Genomic DNA, 24494 nt, shown 5'->3' on the forward strand with positions numbered 1-24494 from the left:
GCGGGCGCTCACAGGTTGTACTGCTTGCGCTTGCGATACAGGGTCGAGGCGTCGATCCCCAAGGTCTTGGCGGCCTGATCGAGGGTGCCGGCAGTCGCCAGCACCGCGCCGATGTGGGCCTTCTCCAGTTCGTCGAGGCTCAAGGCCGCACCGACGCGCGGCGCATTGTTGGCGGGTTGCTCGGCCATACCGAGGTGGCTGATTTCCACCCGCTCCTGCGGGCAAATGATGCTCGCCCGCTCGACCACGTTGCGCAGCTCGCGGATGTTGCCGGGCCAGCGGTAGCCCAACAGTGCTTCCCGGGCCTCGTCGCTGAAGCCACGGGCCGGACGGGCATATTCCTTCACGAAACGGGCGAGGAAGCGGTCAGCCAGGGTCAGGATGTCTTCGGCTCGCTCGCGCAACGGAGGCAAATGCAGGGTGATGACGTTCAGGCGATAAAGCAGGTCTTCACGGAAACGACCGTCACGCACCATGTCCTCAAGATTGAGGTTGGTGGCCGCAAGGATGCGCACGTCGGCGCGGCGGGTGACTGGGTCCCCTACTCGTTCGTACTCCTTGTCCTGGATAAAACGCAGCAACTTGGGTTGCAACGTAAGGGGAAAGTCGCCGATCTCGTCGAGAAACAGTGTGCCGCCATCCGCCTGATTGACCCGGCCCAAGGTGCTTTCGCTGGCCCCGGTGAACGCGCCGCGGCTGTGACCGAACAGCTCGCTTTCCATCAGCTCGGCGGTCAGCGACGGGCAATTGATGGTGACGCAGGATTTCTTCTCGCGCTTGCTCCAGCCGTGAATCGCCCGGGCCAGCTCACCTTTACCGGTGCCGGACTCGCCGAGGATCAGGATATTGGCGTCGGTGCTCGCCACTTGCCGCGCGGTTTCCAGTACGACTTTCATCGCCGGGCTGTGGGAATCGAGACCGTCCTTGGGTTTGCGGATCTCGCCTTCGAGGGCTTCCAGACGCGCCGAGAGCTGGCGGACTTCGAGTTGCTTGGCGGTGGCCAGACGCAGCTGGTCAGGGCTGCACGGTTTGACCAGATAATCGGCGGCGCCCGCCTGAATCGCGTCCACCGCCGTATCGACAGCTGAATGGGCGGTGACGATCACCACCCGCATCCACGGCGCCTGAATGCGCATCTGCGCCAATACATCAAGGCCGTTGTCTTCGCCGAGGCGCAGATCGAGGAAGCACAGATCGAACACCTGACGCTGCAACAGCGCGTCAGCCTGGGCCGCGCTGTTGGCGGTGGCGACCGTATAGCCTTCGTCTTCGAGGCAATAACGGAAGGTTCGCAGGATGGCGGATTCATCGTCCACCAGCAGAATGCGGCCTTGATGCTCAGTGGCTGATTCCATTTTTCCTACGCTCCATAAGTGAATGTCTTGGGTTAGTCCCGGAAAAATCGGGCAAGTTGCATGGTTGATTCTGATCGATTCCAGTCATAGCAGGGTAGCTCTCTCCTGCCCTCACGGCTAATTCACTGATTTTGTTGATTTTTTAAACAAACGGCGTTTTTCAGGCATTTGCCTGCTTCCTTTTCTGACATCCGCACCCTGCTCTCAATTCAAAAAGAATGATTTCTCCTACGAAGCATTCGTGCATTTCGCACGACCGTGGATGAGCCATCGTGCAGGATGCGTCGTCCTGATTTTTCATTACGTTTGTAACCATCTGATTTTATTGGTTTTTTTAAAACAAAAAAGCTGGCATGCAGGCTGCAATACCTCTCTCAGCCCGGGCAGATATGCACTGCCCTAACCGAATAAGAGTGAGGAACCCAGGATGACTCGCCAACGTGCCGCCCAAATGCGTATCTCGCCACTGCACCTGCAGCAGGCCCTGTTTGGCGCACTTGCGCTGCTGATTACCCTGATCGTCTGCCAGCAATACCTGCGCTGGGAACAGAGTCAGCAACCCGAGCCCCTGATTTCGATGCAGCACGCAACCCAAACGCACTTCAGCGCCGTCAGCAGCAGCCAGGCCGACAACGGTGCGATGCGCATGATGGATGTCGACCAGCCACAGCCGCTGGGCGACGTGCCACGCGAAGAACGCTGGGTTTTCTGATCCACGAATCTGGGCGCCGCTGCGCCGAGACCGGCAACACCCCTAAATAGAAACAAGGAGAATCACCATGTTGAGCTGGGCAATCACATTCCTGATCATTGCCATCATCGCTGCAGTACTGGGCTTCGGTGGTATCGCGGGCACCGCCACGGGTATCGCCAAGATTCTCTTTGTCGTGTTCCTGGTGATGTTCATCGCCTCGTTCTTCTTTGGCCGTCGCGGCCGAGGTTGACCATGAGTGCTTTAAAGACACTGGCAGCCGCCCTGCTTCTGGGCGGTAGTGCCATGGCGATGGCGGCCAATGATGGCCAGACGCGGGTCAACGAGCTGTTGAGTTCGGACCCGCACTACAGGGAAACCTGGGAAGGCGTGGTGAAGAAGGAAGAACGCCTGCCGGAATGGGTGATGAACCTCTCCGGCACGCCGGACCAACAGATGAATGCCGTCACTGAAGATGGCGACAAGTACCTGGTCGGGCCGCTCTGCGAATCGCAGGACAAATGCCTCAACCACCGCTTGATCGTCGCGTTCAGCTTCGACAAGAAACATGCTTACGCCATGCTGGTCGATGTGCCCGAAGGATTGCCGGCCGACAAGTCGCCGACGCGACATGCCACCTACCGCTTCCTCGGCAAACCCGATCAGGGCATGCAGGATCTGTTGATGGAAACGCTGAAGAAAGATCCGAACTGGTATTGAACATGAAGGCAGCCGACAGCTGCCTTCCATTGCGCCCGCCCGAGGAAGGCCGGTGCATGACCAGGGGGCCGGGACGTTCTGACTGTTGCAGGGTCGGAGTGACCTACGGGTACAGGGAGTGCCTGCGATGAGGGCCGGGTCAGGGTAAAAGCTGCGACGCAAGTTCGCCAACCCGGAGCGGTTCGACGGACTTGCGCTGAGCTCTCAAAGTGACAAAACATTGATCCAGAGCGTTCTGCTCGTCTTTTTATGACTCACACTGCGCGCGAAAAGCATTTCGCGGTGTTTCGTCGCGACCGTATATCGAGAAAGAGTCGATCAAGCCAGTGAGACTTTTAGTTTCCAAACGTAGGCTTTTTCGGAAAATTTTCGCCGAAATCACTCGTTCAAAAAATAACCAATCTACGCTGTAATGGCCGGTTCACGGCACTTATGCCTGCCGAAATGTCGTATTCGAACCGGTTGGGACGCCAGTTTCATTTAAAAAAGCTCATGCCGATTCGGCATAGGGTAGGCGTTTACGGCATTAGACGGCGCAACCCCGCATCGGAATAGTTGCGCCTTTTTTCGCCTGCCGGAGAGCCGTAAACACGCGCTTCGGGGCACCTTATACGGAGGCAGATGCACAGACTTTTCCGCCAAGAGCGTTCCAGTTCCTGCATGTGCCTTGAGTCAAACGCAAGTAAGGGTAAAGAATATGAAGAAGGCAAAGCTTAGCCTCGCCTGGCAGATCCTCATCGGTCTGGTATTGGGGATTGCAATCGGTGCGTTGCTCAACCATTTCAGTGCCGAGAAGGCCTGGTGGATCAGCAACGTCCTGCAACCGGCAGGCGATATCTTTATCCGTCTGATCAAGATGATCGTGATCCCGATCGTCATTTCTTCCCTTATCGTCGGCATCGCCGGCGTGGGCGACGCCAAGAAGCTCGGGCGTATCGGCCTGAAGACCATCATCTACTTCGAAATCGTCACCACCATCGCCATTGTCGTCGGCCTGCTGCTGGCCAACCTGTTCCATCCGGGTGCGGGCATCGACATGAGCACCCTGGGCACCGTGGACATCTCCAAGTACCAGGCGACCGCCGCCGAAGTACAGCATGAACACGCGTTCATCGAGACCATCCTCAACCTGATCCCGTCGAACATCTTCGCGGCCATGGCCCGCGGCGAGATGCTGCCGATCATCTTCTTCTCCGTGCTGTTCGGTCTCGGTCTGTCGAGCCTGCAGTCGGACCTGCGCGAGCCGCTGGTGAAGATGTTCCAGGGCGTTTCGGAAAGCATGTTCAAAGTCACCCACATGATCATGAACTACGCCCCGATCGGCGTGTTCGCGCTGATCGCGGTGACCGTGGCCAACTTCGGTTTCGCTTCGCTGCTGCCGCTGGCCAAGCTGGTGATCCTGGTTTACGTCGCCATCGCCTTCTTCGCCTTCGTGATTCTGGGCCTGATCGCCAAGATGTTCGGTTTCTCGGTGATCAAGCTGATGCGCATCTTCAAGGATGAGCTGGTGCTGGCTTACTCCACCGCGTCCTCGGAAACCGTGCTGCCACGCGTGATCGAGAAGATGGAAGCCTACGGCGCACCGAAAGCCATCTGCAGCTTCGTGGTGCCGACCGGTTACTCGTTCAACCTCGACGGTTCGACCCTGTACCAGTCCATCGCCGCCATCTTCATCGCTCAGCTGTACGGCATCGACCTGTCAATCAGCCAGCAACTGCTGCTGGTTCTGACTCTGATGGTGACCTCCAAAGGTATCGCCGGCGTGCCGGGCGTGTCCTTCGTGGTACTGCTGGCCACTCTGGGCAGCGTCGGCATTCCGCTGGAAGGCCTGGCGTTCATCGCTGGTGTCGACCGTGTGATGGACATGGCGCGTACCGCCCTGAACGTGATCGGCAACGCCCTCGCCGTACTGGTTATCGCCCGTTGGGAAGGCATGTACGACGACGCCAAGGGCCAGCGCTACTGGAACTCGCTGCCGCACTGGCGCAGCAAGGAAAAACTGCCGGCCGGTGACGTTTCGAAAAACTGATCCCCGCCCGCAAGGCACCCTGACAAACCCCGGAGAAATCCGGGGTTTGTCGTTTCTGGCGACCCCGCTATCATTCGCCGCATCTTCCGGGGGATTTGACTGATGCTTAATGGCCTGTGGCTTGGCTTCTTCATCGTGGCAGCCGTGTCGGCGCTGGGGCAATGGCTGATCGGCGGCAACGCCGGGATCTTCGCGGCGATGGTGGAAAGCATTTTTGCCATGGCCAAGCTGTCGGTCGAAGTCATGGTGCTGCTGTTCGGCACGCTGACCCTGTGGCTGGGCTTCCTGCGCATCGCCGAGAAGGCCGGGATCGTCGAGTGGCTGGCCAAAGCCCTGGGCCCGCTGTTCCTGCGGCTGATGCCCGAAGTGCCGGCCGGCCACCCGGCCATCGGCCTGATCACCCTGAACTTCGCCGCCAACGGCCTGGGCCTGGACAACGCCGCCACACCGATCGGCCTCAAGGCCATGAAGGCGCTGCAAGAGCTCAACCCCAGCTCGACCATCGCCAGCAACGCGCAGATCCTGTTCCTGGTGCTCAACGCCTCGTCCCTGACCCTGCTGCCGGTGACGATCTTCATGTACCGCGCCCAGCAAGGCGCGCCGGACCCGACGCTGGTGTTCCTGCCGATCCTGCTGGCCACCAGTTGCTCGACCATCGTCGGCTTCCTGTCGGTGGCGTTCATGCAGCGGCTGCGGGTCTGGGACCCGGTGGTGCTGGCCTACCTGATTCCCGGCGCGCTGATCCTCGGCGGCTTCATGGCGCTGCTGGCGACGATGTCGGCCACGGCACTGGCGGGGCTGTCGTCGATCCTCGGCAACCTGACGCTGTTCGGCCTGATCATGTTGTTCCTGGTGATCGGTGCCTTGCGCAAGGTGAAGGTCTACGAAGCGTTCGTCGAAGGTGCGAAGGAAGGTTTCGACGTCGCGAAGAACCTGCTGCCGTATCTGGTGGCGATGCTCTGCGCTATCGGCGTATTGCGCGCGTCAGGCGCACTGGATTTCGGCCTCGACGGCATTCGTCATCTGGTGCAGTGGGCAGGGTGGGACACGCGCTTCGTCGATGCGCTGCCGACTGCGATGGTCAAACCGTTCTCCGGCAGCGCCGCCCGGGCGATGCTCATCGAAACGATGAAGACCTCCGGGGTCGACAGCTTCCCCGCGCTGGTGGCGGCGACGATCCAGGGCAGCACCGAGACCACGTTCTACGTGCTGGCGGTGTACTTCGGCGCGGTGGGCATCCAGCGCGCCCGGCATGCCGTCGGTTGCGCGCTGCTGGCCGAGCTGGCGGGTGTGCTCGGCGCTATCGGCGTCTGCTACTGGTTCTTCGGCTGATTGAAAACCCTGTGGGAGCGGGCTTGCCCGCGAAGAGGGCCGCACATCCAGAATTTCTGGTGACTGACACACCGCCATCGCGGGCAAGCCCGCTCCCACAGGGGCTACGGTGAATCAGGGCTTTGCGGGGGCGAATTTCTGGCCCTGTTCGACAGCCCACGCTACCACCTTCGCGGTGAGGCGATCACTGGCCTGACCGAATCCGGCCACCACCGCCGGCACCTGCAGATCGCTTAGCGGCTGGCGCTCTTCAAAGCGGTGGCTGGCGAGAATCTTCTGGTCATAGCCGCGCACCAGCAACGCATCCACGCGCACCACGACGCTGGCCTGATTGCCCTGATATTCCGTCTGGAACGCCTGCAAGCTGCCGCCCAGCTCCAGATCCGCAGCAAAATTGCTGTCATCGGTACTGAGTAACGTCACCCGGCCATCACGCGCAAAGCCATCGAGCAGCCGGTTACGCACCAGCACCGGCGCCGGATCGCTCCAGCGCGAAGCCTTGTAGGTGCTGATCACATCGCCCTGGGGAATCACGGCGATGCCCGGACGGTTCAGCGCTTCGCTGGCCTGTAGTTTGTTCAAGCGCAGCGACCAGTGCTGGGTCGCCGAGCTGGCCGAGGCCGGCGCCTGTGCAGAAGGCAGGCGGTAAACGTCCAGCGGCTCGGACTTGGGCAGGATCGAGCAGGCACCGATCAGCGTGAAGCCGGCGAGGAGGGCGAGGCGAGTCAGCTTCATGGCGTGAACTCCTTGTTCTTTTCACTGCCCAGCAGGTAACCGCTGGGGTTGGCCTCCAGACGTTGGGAAATGGCCCGCAGCGAGGTCAGGGTTTCACGCAGTTCGCGCACTGCCGGCGCAAGGCCGTTGAGGCCCTGCATGCCGCTGTCGAGGGAATTCTGATTCTTGCTCAGCAAGCCGTTGATGGTGGCGCTGCTCTGCTCCAGCGACTTCATCGCCTGCTCGGCACTGCCCAGCGCCTGCTTGCCCTGATCGTTGAGCAGGCCGTTGGCGTTGCGCATCAGCGCCGAAGTCTGCTCGAGCATGCTGCCAGCCTGTTTGCCGACGGTTGCCAGTTGTTGCATGGCCTGGCGCAGATCGCCGCGCTGATCGTTGATCGAACCGGTGGTCTGTTCAAGGTGCTCGAGGGTTTTGCTCACGCGCTCGATGTTGTCGGCGGAGAACATCTGATTGGCATTGCTCAGCAGCGTGCTGACCCCGCTCATCAGGTCGTTGCTGTCATTGAGCAGCCGCGAGATAGGCGAGGGCGAGGCGACGATGGTCGGCAGTTCGCCGTCCTTGCCACGCAGCTTCGGGCTCTCTGGCGTGCCGCCGCTGAGCTGGATGATCGAGGTGCCGGTGATCCCGGCCAGGGCCAGTTTTGCCAGGGTGTCTTCCTTGACCGGCGTGTCGCCACCGAGGCGAATCCGCGCCAGCACCCGGCGCGGGTCCTGCGGATCGAGCCGCAGGCTGACCACGTCGCCAACCTTGATCCCGCTGTACTGCACCGGGCTGCCCCGGGACAGGCCGCTGACCGCCTCGTTGAAGACGATTTCGTAATCCTTGAACTCGGTGTCGACGCTGGACTTGGCCAGCCACAGACCGAAGAGCAGGGCGCCGGCCACCACAATCACCGTGAACAGGCCGATCAACACATGATGGGCTCGGGTTTCCATGTCAGACCTCGTTGAGCAGTTTGGCGGCGTCCAGCGCCGAGCGGCCGCGAGGGCCGTGGAAATATTCGTGAATCCACGCGTCGTCGGTTTCCGAGACCACGTCGATGGGCCCGGCCACCAGCACTTTTTTCTGCGCCAGCACCGCCACCCGGTCGGTGATGGTGTAGAGCGTGTCGAGGTCGTGAGTCACCAGAAACACGCTCAGGCCCAGCGCGTCGCGCAGGGTCAGGATCAACTGGTCGAACTGCGCCGCACCAATCGGATCGAGGCCGGCGGTAGGTTCGTCGAGAAACAGGATGTCCGGATCCAGCGCCAGCGCCCGGGCCAGTGCCGCGCGCTTGATCATGCCGCCGGAGAGCGAGGCGGGGTATTTGTCCGCCGCCGACAGCGGCAGCCCGGCCAGCGCCAGCTTCACCGCCGCCAGGTGCTCGGCGTCGTCACGGCTCAGGCCGGCGTGTTCGATCAGGGGCAGGGCGACGTTCTCGGTGACGGTCAGCGAGGAGAACAGCGCGCCTTTCTGGAACAGCACGCCAAAGCGCCGCTCGATCAGCGAACGCTCATGCTCTGGCAGGCTCGGCAGATTCTGGCCGAACACCTTGACCATACCTTCGCTGGGCCGGCGCAAGCCGACGATGCTGCGCAGCAACACCGACTTACCGCTGCCGGAACCCCCAACCACGGCGAGAATTTCGCCTTTGTACAAGTCCAGGTCGAGGTTCTCGTGCACGCTCTGGCTGCCGAAGCGATTGCACAGGCCACGGACTTCGATCACCGCCTCGGACGGCATGCGGGGTAGACGACTCACCAGCCCATCTCCATGAAGAACAGCGCGGCAACCGCATCGAGCACGATCACCACGAAGATCGATTGCACCACGCTCGAGGTGGTGTGGGCGCCGACCGATTCGGCGCTGCCGCTGACCTTGAAGCCTTCCAGACAGCCGATGGCGGCAATCAGGAACGCGAAGATCGGGGCTTTGACCAGGCCAACCAGGAAATGTTGAATCCCTATGTCGCTTTGCAGCAGCGACAGGAACATCGCCGGCGAAATATCCAGCGACACCGCACACACCACAGCGCCACCGATGATCCCGCAGATCATCGCGAGGAAGGTCAGCATCGGCAGCGCCACCAGCAAGGCCAGCACCCGCGGCACTACCAGCAGTTCCATGGGGTCGAGGCCGAGGGTGCGGATCGCGTCGATTTCCTCGTTGGCCTTCATCGAGCCGATCTGTGCGGTAAAGGCACTGGCGGTGCGGCCGGCCATCAGGATCGCCGTGAGCAACACGCCGAACTCGCGCAGGAAGGCGAAGCCCACCAGATCCACGGTGAACACGCTGGCGCCGAAACTGGCGAGCACCGTCGCCCCGAGAAACGCCACCACCGCGCCCACCAGAAAGGTCAGCAGCGCCACGATGGGCGCGGCGTCGAGGCCGGTTTGTTCGATGTGCGCGATCATCGGCGTGATCCGCCAGCGTTTGGGCCGGAACAGACTGCGAGCAATGGTTTCGAGGATCAGGCCGACGAAGCCGAGCAGTTGCAGGGTGTCCTGCCAGACCGTGTCGACGGCGCGGCCGATGCGGGTCAGCAATTGCACGCTGACGCTGATTTCCGGTTCCTTGATCGGCACGCAGAAGTCGGTCAGCGAGCGATACACGGTTTGCAGCAACGCGCGGTCAGCCGTGGAAATCGTGCAGTCGGGGTGTTCGGCGGATTTGCCCAGTCGCTCGGAGCCAAGCAGTTCGACCAGCAGCGAGGCGCCGGCGGTGTCGAGGGCGCCGAGGCCGTTGAGATCGATGGGGGTGCTGGCGTCGTACTGACCGCGGAGCGTTTCGCTCAGGTGCTTGAGTTCGGCGTAATGGGCGAGCGTCCAGTCCCCGGTGACCCGCAGACGGGCAGGGCTGATCGTGGTGTCCAGTCGGGCATTACCGGTCATCGAGCTGCTGGTCATAAGCTCCGTGCTTGTTCGGCTGAATTCGCGAACCTACGTAATAGCACGAACCGGATTACTTTTCTTTGGTCGGTGTGCTGTCCGTGACTTCGAAGCGCAGCACGCCGATCACCTGGTCGTCTTCGGTCAGCACCCGAACCTGCCAGTCGCCCACCGGGTTGCCGGGGAAAACCTGCTTGTGGGTCCACGCCCGGTAGCCTTCCTTGCGCCCGCCATGGATGTCGAGGGCAATGCGGTCGACCTCTTTGCCGTTGAACTGCCACACGTGATAGATCCGCTCATCGAGCCCGCGCGGTGCGTTGATCGCGGTGTAGGCGTAGAGCCCGCCGTTGCGGATCTGCTCGGCGCTGACTTGTTCAAGGCTGGCGCCGGGAGTGCGATCCTGCAACTGGGTGCTGATCGCCACGTCAGTCATCCACAGCGTCGCCGGCGGTACCCACGAACGCAGGACCCAACCGACGCCGCCGATACCAATGGTGATGCTGAGGATCGCCAGCGCGTTACGCACGGTGCGGATCGGGAAGATCGACGCCAGGCTCGGGAACGACAGCACCACGGCAGTCCCCAGCGCCCATTTGAAGCTCTGAGAGGTGGTCAGGTGCATGATCACCGGCAGCGCGGTGAGCAAGGCAGCGAACAGCGTCAGGGTGTGCAACGCAAGGAACGCCCAGCGCCGCGGCGCCAGCCATTTGTAGTAGAGCGGGTCGACAATCGAGATCAGCGCGGCGATGCACAGCAACCCGGTGAACACCAGTTGGCCGCTGTTCCAGGTGGTGGTGATAAAGAAAAACGGCAGGACGAAAAACAGGCTTTCCTGGTGAATCATCTGCGTCGCGTAACGCAGCAGCGGCTGGGGGATTTCCCGTTTGAAGACTCGGGTGAACAGCTCGGTCAGGCTGTTTTCCAGCATCAGCCAGATCCAGCTCAGCAGCATGATCGTGGTGATCCAGCTCGCCAGCCCCTGTTGCCGGTCGACCAGAATGAAACTGCCGACGCCGGAGATGAAACCGCCGAGCGCAATGACCCCGGGGTAGCGCTTCATCAGTTCGAGGATGCGCTGGATCAGGAGGGTCAATTTGGGCATTTGGGCGGTTCACGACAGTCGAAGAAAAAAACCTCGACAGAGTACCGCCCGCCGGGGGCTGTGGCGAGGCTGTCGATCAGTCTGAAGGCACGGATTTACGCCGGCGCAGATGCCAGCCGAGCAGGACAAGCCCCAGGACACCGACCGCGCCGCCAATCAGCCACAGCACCTGATCGTCACTGAACAGCGGCTTCTCGATCCGCAGATAGCCCGGCTGCAACAGCAATTCGCGCATGGCCTTGTTCGCCGCCTCCAGCGTGACCCCTTGCAGTTCCCGGGCGGGATCGGCGAAGCGGCCATCCTCGTAGTCGCCCAGCGCGCTCCAGTAATAGTCGGCCATGCCACTGTTGCCCTGCACGGCCCAGGCCTGGTGGGCGATGGCTGCCTGTTTGATGCGATTGAAGGTATCGGCATCGAGGCCGTTTTTCAGCAGGCTGGCCTTGAGGTCTTCCAGCACCTGTTCGGCTTCGGTGATGTCGCCACGATCCAGATCGGCGTTGAGACTCATGAAGCCGACACCGCCGAACACCTCACGCTCGGCCCAGGGCCCGTAGGACAGACCATGGTTCAGGCGCAACTCGCGGTACAGCGCCCACTCCAGATACTCCTTGAGCAGGTCGAAAGTCTCGTCGTACTGATCGTCGAGCATCGGCTCCGGCACCAGCCAGTGCAGCTTTGCGCTGTTACCGATGAAACCGCGAGTGATCGTGCGTTCGTGAGCAGCGCTGGTGCGGATGTCCGGCAGCGATCGGTGCTCGCTCGGATCGACCGCCTCGAGCGCGCCCCACGCCCGTTCCAGATAAGCCGGCAGCAGCTTGTCGAGGTCACCGACGACGATCAGGGTCATGTTGTTCGGGGCGTACCAGGCCTTGCGCACCTTATCTAGCTGCTCGCGGGTCAGGCCCTCGACTTCGGCCCGTTGCGGGCATTTCAGACCCAGCTCGACCGCCAGTTGATTGCTCGCACTGTGGCCAAGGTCCTGACGGTCGAGAAAACGCCGCAGACGGGTGTAATGGCCGCCATCCTCGCGCTCGACCACCCGTTTGGCGGCGTTGATCGCGTTGTCGTCGAAACGGGTCTGGGTCAGCAGATCCAGCAGCAGATCGAGCACCTTGCGCTGGTTTTTTGCCGGGGCTTCGATGACGAAAGTGGTGTCGGCGTTGCTGGTGAAGGCGTTCCAGTCGCCGCCCAGGGCCTGCATACGCTCTTCGAGGCCACCTTCACCGGTGGCGTCGATGCCGCTGAACAGCAAGTGTTCGAGCAGGTGCGGCAGCTCCTTTTCATTGCAGTCGAAGTCGTCGAGGCCGACGCCCACCACCAGCCGGATTGCCACATGCCCGCGCTCGGTGCCGGGCTTGAGCAGCAATTGCAGGCCGTTGGGCAAGGCATAGCCTTCGACCTGGAAACGATCCAGGGCGAAGGCGGGCAAGGAACCGAGCAACAGACAAGCGAACAACAGGCAACGCATAACGAGCTTCCATACAGCTGAATTGGAGATCCGTGTCATCAGTCCGGCCGTGAGGCTGAACCTTGAGTTACTGACTGACCGCAACTCCAGACGTTCAAGGCGAATGCGTGATGTCCGCCATTTCGTCCGCCGCCAGCGCCCCGGTGTCGGAGGTTTCAAGCACCACGTACGCGCTGCTGCAGAACAGCGAATTCAAACGTTTCATGTCGGCAATCAACTCCAGGTGCAGCGAACTGGTCTCGATACTTTGCACGATCTTGCGTTGCAAACGGCTGACATGGGCGTGTGCCAGACGGCGCTCCTGGGCGCGGAAACGACGTTTCTCGCGCAACAACTGGCGAGCACTTTCCTTGTCGCCACTGAGAAACACCGACAGCCCGAGCCGCAGGTTGGCGATCAATTGCTGGTGCAGTCCGGCAAGCTCTTCCAGCCCGTCCTCGGAAAACGAGCGGCGTTGCGAAGTCTTCTGCTGCTGGATTTTGCGCAGCATGCGTTCGATCAGGTCGCTGGCGAGCTTGAGGTTGATCGCCAGTTCGATGATTTCCGCCCAACGCCGACTGTCCTGCTCGCCGAGATCTTCCCGGGGCATCTGCGCCAGATACAGCTTGATCGCGCTGTACAGGGCCTCGACGTCATCGGTCAGTTTGCGCATTTCCTGGGTGACGGCGGTCTGCTTGCCGCGCAGCACATCGAGGGCGGCATCGAGCATGTTGTCGATCAGGTCGCCCATGCGCAGGGTTTCCCGGGCGGCGTTGGCCAGCGCCAGGCTTGGCGTGACCAGTGCCGTCGCGTCGAGATGACGCGGTTTGGCAGTGCCGTTGACCTCCGGACGCTCCGGCAACAGCCAGGCGCACAGCCGAGCCATGGGTGCGACCGTCGGCAGCAGAATCAGGCAGCGCGCCGTGTTGTAGAGCAGGTGGAAGCCGATGACCATTTCCTGCGGGCTGTAATCGAGGTTGTCGATCCAGTGCGCCAGCGGATCGAGCACCGGAATGATCAGCAACAGCCCGATCAGTTTGTACAACAGGCTGCCCAACGCCACTTGCCGTCCGGCGGCGTTCTGCATGCTGGTGCTCATGAAGGCCAGCACGCCGCTGCCGATGTTGGCGCCGATCACCAGACCGATCGCCACCGGCAGGCTGATCACATTGGCGCCGGCCAGGGTCGCGGTCAGCAGCACGGCGGCGAGGCTGGAGTAGGAAATCATCGCGAACAATGCACCGACCAGGGCGTCGAGCAGGATGTCGCCGGTCAGCGAGGCAAAAATCACCTTCACGCCTTTTGCGTGGGTAATCGGCCCGGCAGCCTCGACGATCAGTTGCAGCGCCAGAATGATCAGCCCCAGCCCGATGGCCACACGGCCCATCTGCCCGAGCCGCGTCTGTTTGCGCGAGAGAAAGAAAATCACCCCGAGGAAAATCAGCAGCGGCGACAGCCACGACAGATCGAACGTCAGCACCCGCGCCATCAACGCCGTACCGACGTCGGCGCCGAGCATGGTGGTCAGGGCCGGAGTCAGCGCCATCAGGCCCTGGCCGACGAAGGAGGTGACGAGCATGGCGGTGGCGTTGCTGCTCTGCACCATGGCGGTCACGAGGATGCCGGCGATGAAGGCGAGCCAGCGCCTGGACATGTTCTGGCCGATCACATGCCGCAGGTTGGTGCCGTACACCCGCAGGATGCCGGTCCGAACGATGTGCGTGCCCCAGATCAGCAAGGCCACGGCGGAAAGCAGATTGAGCAGGGTGAGCATGCAGACCCCCTGTAGTTGCAGCGCCCCAAAGGGGCAAGTTGACGATACCGCGCGGTTTCTACGTGTTGTTCTTAAGCTGTAGTTGGCTAACGGTCCGGGCGCCAGCATTGCACAGCTAAAGCGGGGATTGAAACAAAAGCGTCATGAAAACAGGTTCATGCAGCCATGAAAAAAGGGCCCGAAGGCCCTTTGATCATCAGCGCAGCGTTCCGGTTACTGACCCGGAACATCCTTGCGCAGTTTCACCGGATCCTGCTGTTTCTTCTTTTTCGCCATCGCGGTGCGCAGCTTGATGTTGATGGCCTCAACCGCCAGCGAGAAGCCCATGGCGAAGTAGACGTAGCCTTTCGGTACGTGTACGTCGAACGCTTCGGCGATCAGCACGGTGCCGACCACCAGCAGGAACGACAGCGCGAGCATTTTCAGCGACGGGTGCTTGTCGATGAACTCGCTGATCTTGCCCGAGGCCGCCATCATCACCAGTACCGCGACGATGATCGCCGCCACCATCACTGGCACATGGGAGACCATGCCGACGGCGGTGATGACCGAGTCCAGCGAGAACACGATGTCGATGATCGCGATCTGGATGATGGTGTAGAGGAAGTTGCCGCCCTTGCCGCCGGGCGTCTCGTCGCTTTCGTCTTCACCTTCCAGCGCGTGGTACATCTCCTGGGAGCTTTTCCACAGCAGGAACAGGCCACCGAAGAACAGGATCAGGTCACGCCCGGAAATACCCTGGCCGAACACCACGAACAGGTCGGCGGTGAGGCGCATGACCCAGGTGATCGACAGCAGCAACAGGATCCGCGTGATCATGGCCAGGCCAAGACCGAAGATCCGGGTGCGCTGCTGCATGTGTTTGGGCATGCGGCTGACCAGGATCGAAATCATGATGATGTTATCGATGCCCAGGACGATTTCCAGGGCGGTCAGGGTGAAGAAGGCAACCCAGATCTCAGGGTTGGTCAGCCATTCCATGTGTATTCCTTTGAGCGTGTGTTAAACCAGGACGCCAGCAAGCAGCTGGCGTTCTGGTGAGTTGATGCCGTTACAAAGTGCTGAACAGCGGGAAAGTCCCCAACAGCAAGGCTGCGGCCAGTATGCACAGGCAGACCAGCACTGCCCACTTCAGGGTGAAACGCTGGTGATCGCCGAACTCGATCCCGGCCAGTGCGACCAGCAGGTAGGTCGACGGCACCAGCGGGCTCAGCAGGTGAACCGGCTGACCGACAATCGAGGCACGGGCCATTTCCACGGCGGTGATGCCGTAATGGCTGGCCGCTTCCGACAGCACCGGCAGCACACCGTAGTAGAACGCGTCGTTCGACATGAAGAACGTGAACGGCATGCTCACCAGCGCGGTAATCACCGCCAGGTACGGGCCGAGGAAATCAGGGATCACCGCCAGCAGGCTTTTCGACATGGCATCGACCATGCCGGTGCCCGACAGGATACCGGTGAAGATGCCCGCCGCGAAGATCAGACTGACCACCGACAGCACGCTGCCGGCGTGAGCCGCGACGCGATCCTTCTGCTGTTGCAGGCAAGGGTAGTTGACGATCATTGCAATACTGAACGCCACCATGAACAGCACCGGCAGCGGCAGCAGGCCGGCAATCAGGGTGCACATCAGCGCCAGGGTCAGCAGGCCGTTGAACCAGATCAGCTTCGGACGACGGGCATCCGGGAATTGCGAGACGCTGATTTCGCTGTGATCGATTTCGTCGCCGATCAGGTGCAGCTCGCCCAGACGCGCACGTTCACGTTTGCCGTAGAAGTAGGCAATGATCAGGATCGCGATTACACCGGCGCCCATGGCCGGGATCATCGGCACGAAAATGTCCGACGGGTCCACGTGCAGCGCACTGGCGGCACGGGCGGTCGGGCCGCCCCACGGGGTCATGTTCATCACGCCGCCGGCGAGGATGATCAGGCCGGCCATGATCCGCGGGCTCATGCCGATGCGGCTGTACAGCGGCAGCATGGCGGCCACGCAGATCATGTAAGTGGTCGCGCCGTCACCATCGAGGGAAACGACGAGCGCCAGTACGGCGGTGCCGACCGAAACTTTCAACGGGTCGCCCTTGACCAGTTTGAGGATCTTGCGCACGGCCGGGTCGAACAGGCCGGAGTCGATCATCAGGGCGAAGTACAGAATGGCGAACATCAGCATCACGCCGGTCGGCGCAAGCTTGGTAATACCTTCGAGCATCATCGGGCCGATCTTCGGCGCGAAGCCACCGAACAGGGCGAACAGGATCGGGATGATGATCAGAGCGATCAGCGCAGACAGGCGCTTGGTCATGATCAGGAACATGAACGTGATGACCATGGCGAAGCCAAGGAAAGTCAGCATGGGAATACTCCAGGCGTAGCGCGGCTAGGTAAGTGAGCGGATCGGGCGGGATCAGCGCAGAACGGGAAGCACGAGACGTACGGGCGGAGTTGGAGCGAGGAGGCGGGCTACAGAGGACATCAGAATCACCATTGTTGTTGTTAATTGGGCCTGACGCGGGAGCAATCACACGCGCTGGCCAACCGGTCTGTTGCCGGTAGTGGCGGCGATCCTAATGGGGCAACCTTTCAGCCAGCTTTCGCAGGTGAAAGCTTCGATGCGAACGGCCAACCGACCGTCGGATGCGGCTAGAGTCAATAAACACGGGAACGGGAGGGCGGGACGATGAGTGAATTGCACAGCGGCGGCTGCCATTGCGGACATATCCGCTATCAGTTCAGCGGAGCGTTGCGCGACATTGCCCACTGTCATTGTTCGATCTGTCGAAAGGTCAGCGGTGGCATCGTCACCACCTGGATCACGCTGCCGGCGGCGAATTTCCAATGGTTGGCCGGAACACCTTCGCGCTATGACTCGTCGGCCAGTTGCGCACGGTTCTTCTGTCCGAACTGCGGCGCACAATTGGCGCTGGTGACGTTGCTCAGCCCCAAGAGCATCGATCTGACCATCGCCACGCTGGATCACCCGGAACAAGCCGCCGCCGAGCGGCACATCTGGACTGACAGCCAGTTGCCGTGGCTGCATCTGGATGAACATCTGCCGGGTGAACCTGAAGAGACTCTTTAGGTTAAAAAACAGACAGATCCAGCGGCCGCATCGCGCCCATCCAGATAGCGTGCTCGGTGTGGTCAAGCAAGTCATCACCGGTGTCCGGGTGCAGGAACACCACCAGTCCCTTGCGATTGAGCGCCAGCCACGGCAGCACGTCGCCGATCAGTTCGGGGCCGAAGGCCAGTTGGCAGCTCCAGTCCGGATGCGGGCCGACCGGGCGTTCGTGCACGCGGCCCATCTTCAACGGGAATAATTGCGCGGCCTGCTCACACAGCGCCCGCGCCTGTTCGATGGTGCTGGCGTCGTAATAAACGTGGGCGTGATAACCCTTGATCGTCTGCATCGCAAACCCTCTGAATCGGTTCGAACCCTCGGCGCTGGCCGTATGTCACACGCCATACAAGGGAAAACAAAAGGGACCTCAGCCATGAAAAATGCCGAAACCCCGGTGGTGAAAGTGGTGCTCTATGGTGCCATGAGTAGCCTGGGCAGTGCGTTGATGGCTGAACTGCTGCGGCGCCAGCACGAAGTCATCGCCATCCTCGACGACCTGACCGCACTGGCGCCGCGCCCGGGCCTGCGTACCAAGAGCGGCGATCTGTTTGATGCCGAACGAGTCAACCAGAGTGTGGCCGGCAGTTCGGCGGTGATCTGCCTGCTCGATGCGCCGGGCCTGCCGTTCAGCAGCGAGCATGTGGAAAATTCCGTGGTGCTCGGGCCGGTGGAACAGGTGCTGGCGGTCGATGCGCTGATCGAAGGCCTGCAAGCGGCCAATGTGTCGCGACTGTTTGTCGTGGGGGATTTCGCGCTGCTCGACGAGCCGGATCTGGATGATCGCCTGCAACGCCACGCCGCCGAGGAAATCCGCGAAGCCCTGCAAGGCAGCCCGTTGCACTGGACGCTGGTCGACGCGCCCCGTGGAGTAGCGGGACTGACCATCGAGCATTTCAGCCAGGTCAGCAGCAGCCTTGAGCCGGGCCTGGCCGAACCGCTGGAGCGCCTGAACCGGGTGGCCATCGGCATGGCCGATGAGCTGCAGTTGAATCTGCATGTGGGCGAACACGTGAGTTTTGTCGCGGCGTCGGAAGGCTGATCACACCGCGATCGAAGGCAATTCCATTCCCGTCAGCGACTGCGCGCTGCTGGCCTGTTCGGCCATCAACCAATCGACGAATTGCTGGATCAACGCCCCACGCCGTTTGCGCTGCGGCAGCACCACGTAATAGCCGAGGCGGGAAAGGGTGGTTTCGGCAATCGGCCGACACAACAAACCCTGGGCCAGCAAGTTATCCACAAGGTGCCGCCAGCCGATGGCCACACCCTGACCGCCAATCGCCGCTTGAATCAGCAAGGTGTAGTTGTCGAAACGCAGTTGGCCCGGCGCCGGCGGTGTGTTGATACCGAGTTCGCGGAACAGACCGCTCCAGTCGAACCAGTTGCTGCTGTTCTCGCCGCGCAAGTGCAGCAGCGGAAACTCCAGCAGCGCCTGGGGCGGCAAGGGCCGGGCGCGATCCTTGAGCAATTGCGGGCTGCACACCGGAAACACTTCTTCGCTGAACAGCCAGTGACTTTCGCCCTGTTTGAAGCGACCGTCGCCGAACAGCACGGCAACGTCGATATCCGGCCGCAGCATGTTGTGATTGCGCTCGCTGGTGACCAGGCTGACATCGACCTGCGGATTGGCTTCGTGAAAACGATGCAGTCGCGGCATCAGCCAGTACGCGGCGAAGGCGAAATCGGTAGCAACCTGCAGCACCTCATGCTGCTGTTGTGCGCTGATCGCGCTCAATCCTGCGTCGATATTCTGCAAACCGAGGGTGACTTGCTCGAAAAGGATCGAGCCGACCTCGGTCATTTCGATGCCTCGGTAGATCCGGTCGAACAGCCGTGTTCCGAGCTGCTCCTCCAGCCTTTTGATTTGCTGACTGATGGCCGGTTGAGTGGTGCCGAGTTCCACCGCAGCAGCAGTAAAACTGCGATGACGGGCTGCCGCCTCGAAGGCGCGCAGCAGGTCCAGCGATAAATCACCGAGGGCTTCATACATAAGCTGTGCTTATCCTAGTCATTGTCCGGTGCGGGCTTTACCGGAGATTGCGTGGAATCCATGCTCGATCGCAGCAATGTCGCATAAATATTTACTATGGAATGCCGCGATCACATGAAGCGCAAGAACATTCTCTTCATCATGGCCGATCAAATGGCCGCGCCAATGTTGCCGTTCTACGGCCCGTCGCCGATCAAACTGCCGAATCTCAGCCGCCTCGCCGAACAGGGCGTGGTGTTTGACGCCGCGTATTGCAACAGCCCGCTGTGCGCGCCGTCGCGATTTACCCTGGTCAGTGGCCAATTGCCGAGCAAGATCGGCGCCTACGACAACGCCGCCGATTTCCCCGCCGACATTCCGACCTACGCCCATTACTTGCGCCGCCTCGGTTACCGCACCGCGCTGTCGGGCAAGATGCACTTCTGCGGGCCGGATCAACTGCACGGTTACGAAGAACGCCTGACCAGCGACATCTACCCGGCCGACTACGGCTGGGCGGTGAACTGGGACGAGCCGGATGTTCGGCCGAGCTGGTATCACAACATGTCTTCGGTGTTGCAGGCCGGGCCGTGCGTGCGCACCAACCAGCTCGACTTCGACGAAGAGGTGGTGTTCAAGGCGCAGCAATACCTGTTCGATCACATTCGCGAGGACGGCGACCAGCCGTTTTGCCTGACGGTGTCGATGACTCACCCACACGATCCGTACACAATTCCCAAGGCCTTCTGGGGTTTGTACGACGATGCGGATATCCCGCTTCCCACAACGCCGGATCAGCATTCACTCGATCCGCATTCCCAGCGTTTGCTCAAGGTCTACGACCTGTGGGACAAGCCATTGCCTGTGGATAAAATCCGCGATGCTCGCCGGGCCTATTTCGGTGCGTGCAGCTATATCGACGCCAACGTCGGTAAACTCCTGCAAACCCTCGAAGATACCGGGCTCATCGATGACACCATCATCGTGTTCTCCGGTGACCACGGCGACATGCTTGGGGAAAAAGGCCTCTGGTACAAAATGCACTGGTTCGAGATGGCCTCGCGGGTGCCCCTGTTGATAAGTGCGCCGGGGCAGTTCAAATCCGGCCGCGTCAGCGCTGCTGTGTCCACCGCCGACTTGCTGCCGACCTTCGTCGAACTGGCCGGCGGCAGCCTGGAACCGGACCTGCCGCTGGACGGCCGCTCGCTGGTATCGCACCTGCAAGGGCAGGGCGGTCACGACGAAGTGTTCGGCGAATACATGGCCGAAGGCACCGTCAGCCCGTTGATGATGATCCGGCGTGGCGCCTACAAATTTATCTACAGCGAAACCGACCCTTGCCTACTCTTCGATGTGGATAACGATCCACGGGAGCAGGAAGAACTCAGCCAGTCACCGCAACATCGCCAACTGTTCGACGATTTTCTCGCCGAAGCACGGGCCAAATGGGACATTCCGGCGATTCACCGCGAGGTGCTCGAAAGCCAGCGGCGCCGGCGCTTCGTTGCCGAGGCGCTGACCATCGGCAAGCTGAAGAGCTGGGATCACCAGCCGCTGGTGGACGCCAGTCAGCAGTACATGCGCAACCACATCGACCTCGATGACCTGGAGCGCAAAGCCCGTTATCCACAACCCTGCCAAAACCAATAACGTTAAGGGGAAGTCCATGGTCAAGTTATCCACAGTCGTGACGGTCAGCCTGCTGGCACTGGGCAGCGCGTCCGCGTTCGCCGAGAGCTGCGACACGGTGAAAATGGCCGATCCCGGCTGGAGCGACATCGCCGCGACCAACGCCATCACCGGGTTTCTGCTGGACGGCATGGGCTACAAGGCCAAGGTCGACACCCTCGCGGTGCCGATTACCTTCGGCGGCTTGAAGGATGGCCAGGTCGACGTGTTCCTCGGCAACTGGATGCCGGCGCAGCAGGGCTTCTACGACAAGTTCGTGGCCACCGGCGACGTCACGCAACTGGCGAAGAACCTCGACGGCACCGAATTCACCCTGGCCGTGCCGGACTACGTGTGGGACGCGGGTGTGCATAACTTTTCCGACCTGAACAAATTCGCCGACAAGTTCGACCGCAAGATCTACGGCATCGGCTCCGGCGCGCCGGCGAACATCTCGCTGCAAGAGATCATCAAGAAGAACGACTTCGACATGGGCCAGTGGAAGCTGATCGAGTCCAGCGAACAGGCGATGCTTGCCGAGGTCTCGCGGGCGGTGAAGAAACAGAAATTCGTCACCTTCCTCGGCTGGACCCCGCACCCGATGAACGTGCAACTGAAAATGCATTACCTCAAGGGTGGCGAGAAGTACTTTGGCGACACGGGCAGCGTCTACACCCTGACCCGCAAGGGCTACGCCGAGGCTTGTCCGAATGTGGGTAAATTGCTGACCAATCTTTCGTTCACTCAGGAGATGGAGAACAGCATCATGGCCGAGGTGGTGAACAAGAAGGTCAGCAATGCGGATGCGGTGAAGGCGTGGATCAAGGCCAACCCGGCGGTGCTGGATAAGTGGCTTGATGGGGTGAAGACGGTGGATGGGAAGGATGCATTGCCGGCCGTAAAAGCCAAGCTTTGATCGCGGTGTGCTGAAGGTCTGAGTTCGCTTTAGATCTTTTCCCCCCTCACCCCAACCCTCTCCCCCCAAGGGGGGCGAGGGGGAAAGGGAGCAGACCGTCTTTGGTTTCAAAACCTGAGTTCGACTGAAGACTTTCAGGTCGGTGTATCCCGTACATCCACCTCGGTCAGTCCCCTCTCCCTCTGGGAGAGGGTTAGGGTGAGGGGCTTTTTCTGACTGACACCCTGATACCCTTCACGCACCACCAATCCCAAACCGAGAGGACCCATGGCCTTCCCCAGCCGCCGCTCACTGTTCCCCTTCCTGACCTGGCTGCCCCGGCAGACCCGCGCCAGCGTCGGGCGGGACCTGGTCGTCGGCCTCAGCGGCGCGATTCTCGCGTTGCCGCAGTCGATTGCCTACGCCCTGATCGCCGGGCTCCCACCCGAATACGGTCTCTATGCAGCGATCATCCCGGTGCTGATCGCCTGCCTGTGGGGATCATCCTGGCACCTGATCTGCGGCCCGACCGCTGCCATTTCGATTGTCCTTTACGCCAGTGTCAGCCCACTGGCCGTGCCTGCATCACAGGACTACATCACCCTGATTCTGCTGCTGACGTTCCTGGCGGGGATTTTCCAGTGGCTGCTTGGCCTGTTGCGCTTCGGCGCGCTGGTGAATTTCGTCTCGCACTCGGTGGTGCTGGGGTTCACCCTCGGTGCAGCGGTGGTCATTGCCATCGGTCAATTGCCGAACCTGCTGGGGCTGGATCTGCCGGCCAAGGCCACGGCACTGGCCAGCCTGATGGACTTGCTGCGCCATCTCGGGGCTGTGGATAAACCCTCGCTCGTCCTTGGCGTCGCTACGGTGCTGGTTGGCGTATTGCTCAAACAACTGCTGCCACGCTGGCCGACGTTGTTGATGACTCTGGTGCTCGGCAGCCTGGTGGTGTGGCTGTGGCCGGCGATGTTTGGCCATGTTCACCTGGTCAGTGCTTTTGTCGGGCGCTTGCCGCCGTTCAGCGGGTTGCCGCTGGACATGGATCTGGTCCTGCGCCTGCTACCCAGTGCCGTGGCGGTGGGTATGCTCGGGCTGGTCACCAGCCTGTCAATTGCCCGCTCGATTGCCGCGCGCTCGCAACAGCTGCTCGATGCCAATCAGGAGGTCCGCGCGCAGGGTCTTTCGAACATTGTCGGGGCGTTCTTTTCGGGATCGTTGTCCGCCGGTTCGTTCACCCGCTCCGGGTTGAGCTATGAGGCCGGGGCCTGTTCGCCGCTGGCCGGGGTGTTTTCGGCGTTGTGGGTGGCGCTGTTCGCGATTTTCGGCGCCGGGTTGATTTCCCACATTCCGATTCCGGCCATGGCCGGCAGCATTCTGTTGATCGCCTGGGGACTGGTGGATCATCGCGGCATTCGTGCGTTGCTGCGGGTCAGCCGGGCAGAATTTGTGGTGATGGGCCTGACCTGCGTTGCCACGTTGCTACTGGAATTGCAGACAGCGATTTACGCCGGGGTGCTGGCGTCGCTGTTTTTCTACCTCAAGCGCACTTCGCAGCCACGAGTACAGCATTGGCGCGACGGCGAGGACGATGTGCTGCGGGTCGGCGGGTCGATCTTCTTCGGCGCCAGCCACTACCTGCAAGTGCGCCTGCAACGGATGCACGGCGCGCGGGTGGTGATCGAGGCGCAGCAGATCAACTTCATCGACTATTCCGGCGTGGAAATGCTGCATCAGGAAGCCCGGCGCCTGCTGCGCCAGGATCGCAGCCTGACCTTGCGTCAGGCGCGACCACAGGTGGTGGAGGAGTTGCGCAAACTCGAAGGGCCGGAAAAATGCCCGATCCGCTTTGAAGATTGAAGAAGAACCCATTGTGGGAGCGAGCTTGCTCGCGATGGCGGTCTGTCTGTCAGATTGATTCTGGATCTGGCGACGTCATCGCGAGCAAGCTCGCTCACACAGGTATTATTCCGCCAACTGCCGACGCAATTCCGCCAGAACGGGCGCGGTGTCAGGACGTACGCCGCGCCACAGGAAGAAGGCTTCCGCCGCCTGTTCTGCCAGCATGCCCAAGCCATCCATCACCACGCCCGCGCCATGCTCACTGGCCCAGCGGCAGAACGCGGTCGGCTCCTTGCCATACATCATGTCGTAGCACAGGGTCTTGCCCGGTTCGATCAGGCTTTCTGCAATCGGCGGCACGTCGCCGGTGAGGCTGGCGGAGGTGGCGTTGATGATCACGTCCACCGGCTCGCGCAGCCAGTCGTAACCGCTGGCCGACACCGGCCCGAGGTCGCAGAACAGTTCGGCCAGCAACTCAGCCTTGTCCACCGTGCGGTTGGCGATGATCACCGACGCCGGTTTCTCTGCCAGCAAGGGTTCCAGCGCACCGCGCACCGCGCCACCGGCGCCGAGCAGCAGAATGCGTTTGCCGGTCAGGCTGAACCCGGCGTTGACCGTCAGATCGCGCACCAGCCCGGCGCCGTCGGTGTTATCACCGAGCAGGCTGCCGTCGGCGAGCTTGCTCAGGGTGTTCACCGCGCCCGCGCGTTGGGCACGGTCGGTCAGGCTGTTGGCCAGGCGGTAGGCGTCTTCCTTGAACGGTACAGTCACGTTGGCACCGCGACCTTCCTGGAAAAACGCCGTGGCGCAGCCGGAAAAATCGTCGAGCGGCGCCAGCAGGGTGCTGTAGTCGAGGCTCTGCCCGGTCTGTTCGGCGAACAGCTTGTGAATCATCGGCGATTTGCTGTGGCCGATCGGGTTACCGAAAACGACGTAACGATCCATCA

At 61.4% G+C, this 24494-nt stretch carries 23 protein-coding genes; 10 read left to right on the forward strand and 13 right to left on the reverse strand.

Going from position 1 to position 24494, the window contains the following annotated elements; all coding sequences use genetic code 11:
- Positions 1-8: 8 nt before the first annotated feature.
- Positions 9-1355 carry a sigma-54-dependent response regulator transcription factor AlgB gene (gene algB / locus OQ248_RS10285; protein WP_025112294.1) on the reverse strand — a complete coding sequence of 449 codons (1347 nt, stop codon included), beginning with the start codon at positions 1353-1355 and terminating at the stop codon, positions 9-11.
- A 427-nt stretch (positions 1356-1782) separates the two neighbouring features.
- Between algB and OQ248_RS10290 the strand changes: the two genes are divergently transcribed.
- The 5 genes from OQ248_RS10290 (at position 1783) to OQ248_RS10310 (ending at position 6127) form a co-directional block, all read left to right on the forward strand.
- Positions 1783-2067 (forward strand): hypothetical protein, encoded by a 285-nt coding sequence (locus tag OQ248_RS10290; RefSeq protein WP_265812770.1) that lies wholly within the window; start codon positions 1783-1785, stop codon positions 2065-2067.
- 67 nt (positions 2068-2134) lie between these two features.
- Positions 2135-2299 (forward strand): DUF1328 domain-containing protein, encoded by a 165-nt coding sequence (locus OQ248_RS10295; protein ID WP_003177151.1) that lies wholly within the window; start codon positions 2135-2137, stop codon positions 2297-2299.
- 2 nt (positions 2300-2301) lie between these two features.
- A complete protein-coding gene (locus tag OQ248_RS10300; RefSeq protein WP_085713053.1) occupies positions 2302-2766 on the forward strand; it encodes an inhibitor of vertebrate lysozyme family protein in 465 nt (154 codons plus the stop codon).
- A 697-nt stretch (positions 2767-3463) separates the two neighbouring features.
- Positions 3464-4795, forward strand: a complete 1332-nt coding sequence (gene gltP, locus OQ248_RS10305; protein WP_011331769.1) for a glutamate/aspartate:proton symporter GltP — start codon at positions 3464-3466, stop codon at positions 4793-4795.
- Between the two features lie 102 nt (positions 4796-4897).
- Positions 4898-6127 (forward strand): spore maturation protein, encoded by a 1230-nt coding sequence (locus OQ248_RS10310; RefSeq protein ID WP_192559401.1) that lies wholly within the window; start codon positions 4898-4900, stop codon positions 6125-6127.
- A gap of 114 nt (positions 6128-6241) precedes the next feature.
- Here OQ248_RS10310 and OQ248_RS10315 read toward each other — a convergent pair whose 3' ends face one another.
- From OQ248_RS10315 to OQ248_RS10355, 9 genes are all read right to left on the reverse strand, one after another.
- A complete protein-coding gene (locus tag OQ248_RS10315; RefSeq protein WP_265812771.1) occupies positions 6242-6862 on the reverse strand; it encodes an ABC-type transport auxiliary lipoprotein family protein in 621 nt (206 codons plus the stop codon).
- Positions 6859-7797, reverse strand: a complete 939-nt coding sequence (locus OQ248_RS10320; RefSeq protein ID WP_265812772.1) for an MlaD family protein — start codon at positions 7795-7797, stop codon at positions 6859-6861. Before OQ248_RS10320 ends, OQ248_RS10315 begins: the two co-directional genes overlap by 4 nt.
- 1 nt (position 7798) lies before the next feature.
- Positions 7799-8584, reverse strand: a complete 786-nt coding sequence (locus tag OQ248_RS10325) for an ATP-binding cassette domain-containing protein (RefSeq protein WP_265815083.1) — start codon at positions 8582-8584, stop codon at positions 7799-7801.
- 14 nt (positions 8585-8598) lie between these two features.
- On the reverse strand, positions 8599-9747 hold the full coding sequence (locus tag OQ248_RS10330; RefSeq protein WP_265812773.1) for an ABC transporter permease: 1149 nt from the start codon (positions 9745-9747) through the stop codon (positions 8599-8601).
- 55 nt (positions 9748-9802) lie between these two features.
- Positions 9803-10831: a DUF5924 family protein gene (locus tag OQ248_RS10335; protein ID WP_119429912.1), complete on the reverse strand. Its 1029-nt coding sequence runs from the start codon at positions 10829-10831 to the stop codon at positions 9803-9805.
- 76 nt (positions 10832-10907) lie between these two features.
- A complete protein-coding gene (locus tag OQ248_RS10340) occupies positions 10908-12299 on the reverse strand; it encodes an insulinase family protein (protein ID WP_265812774.1) in 1392 nt (463 codons plus the stop codon).
- Between the two features lie 94 nt (positions 12300-12393).
- A complete protein-coding gene (locus tag OQ248_RS10345) occupies positions 12394-14052 on the reverse strand; it encodes a Na/Pi cotransporter family protein (RefSeq protein ID WP_134828627.1) in 1659 nt (552 codons plus the stop codon).
- Between the two features lie 213 nt (positions 14053-14265).
- Positions 14266-15033, reverse strand: a complete 768-nt coding sequence (locus OQ248_RS10350) for a TerC family protein (RefSeq protein ID WP_114880872.1) — start codon at positions 15031-15033, stop codon at positions 14266-14268.
- A gap of 70 nt (positions 15034-15103) precedes the next feature.
- Positions 15104-16411 carry a CitMHS family transporter gene (locus tag OQ248_RS10355; protein ID WP_119429908.1) on the reverse strand — a complete coding sequence of 436 codons (1308 nt, stop codon included), beginning with the start codon at positions 16409-16411 and terminating at the stop codon, positions 15104-15106.
- Between the two features lie 324 nt (positions 16412-16735).
- Between OQ248_RS10355 and OQ248_RS10360 the strand changes: the two genes are divergently transcribed.
- The gene (locus OQ248_RS10360; RefSeq protein ID WP_265812775.1) at positions 16736-17137 is read left to right on the forward strand and encodes a GFA family protein; all 402 of its coding nucleotides are present in this window, start codon (positions 16736-16738) and stop codon (positions 17135-17137) included.
- 1 nt (position 17138) lies between these two features.
- Here OQ248_RS10360 and OQ248_RS10365 read toward each other — a convergent pair whose 3' ends face one another.
- Positions 17139-17465 (reverse strand): DOPA 4,5-dioxygenase family protein, encoded by a 327-nt coding sequence (locus OQ248_RS10365; RefSeq protein ID WP_114880871.1) that lies wholly within the window; start codon positions 17463-17465, stop codon positions 17139-17141.
- Positions 17466-17549: 84 nt separating this feature from the next.
- Between OQ248_RS10365 and OQ248_RS10370 the strand changes: the two genes are divergently transcribed.
- On the forward strand, positions 17550-18215 hold the full coding sequence (locus OQ248_RS10370; protein ID WP_265812776.1) for an NAD(P)H-binding protein: 666 nt from the start codon (positions 17550-17552) through the stop codon (positions 18213-18215).
- Here the strand turns inward: OQ248_RS10370 and OQ248_RS10375 are convergent, their stop codons facing one another.
- On the reverse strand, positions 18216-19166 hold the full coding sequence (locus OQ248_RS10375) for a LysR family transcriptional regulator (RefSeq protein WP_265812777.1): 951 nt from the start codon (positions 19164-19166) through the stop codon (positions 18216-18218). It abuts the gene before it with no gap.
- A 114-nt stretch (positions 19167-19280) separates the two neighbouring features.
- On the opposite strand from OQ248_RS10375, the gene betC reads away from it, so the two are divergent.
- The 3 genes from betC (at position 19281) to OQ248_RS10390 (ending at position 23565) form a co-directional block, all read left to right on the forward strand.
- A complete protein-coding gene (gene betC / locus OQ248_RS10380) occupies positions 19281-20795 on the forward strand; it encodes a choline-sulfatase (protein WP_265812778.1) in 1515 nt (504 codons plus the stop codon).
- 16 nt (positions 20796-20811) lie between these two features.
- On the forward strand, positions 20812-21729 hold the full coding sequence (choX, locus tag OQ248_RS10385; RefSeq protein WP_248740301.1) for a choline ABC transporter substrate-binding protein: 918 nt from the start codon (positions 20812-20814) through the stop codon (positions 21727-21729).
- A 267-nt stretch (positions 21730-21996) separates the two neighbouring features.
- Positions 21997-23565, forward strand: a complete 1569-nt coding sequence (locus OQ248_RS10390) for a SulP family inorganic anion transporter (protein ID WP_265812779.1) — start codon at positions 21997-21999, stop codon at positions 23563-23565.
- Positions 23566-23670: 105 nt separating this feature from the next.
- Here OQ248_RS10390 and aroE read toward each other — a convergent pair whose 3' ends face one another.
- Complete coding sequence (aroE, locus tag OQ248_RS10395; protein WP_265812780.1) at positions 23671-24492, reverse strand: shikimate dehydrogenase; 822 nt, start codon at positions 24490-24492, stop codon at positions 23671-23673.
- Between the last annotated feature and the right edge of the window lie 2 nt (positions 24493-24494).

Origin of the sequence: Pseudomonas sp. COW5, from assembly GCF_026240005.1 — a bacterium.
GTDB classification, from domain to species: Bacteria; Pseudomonadota; Gammaproteobacteria; order Pseudomonadales; family Pseudomonadaceae; genus Aquipseudomonas; species Aquipseudomonas kribbensis.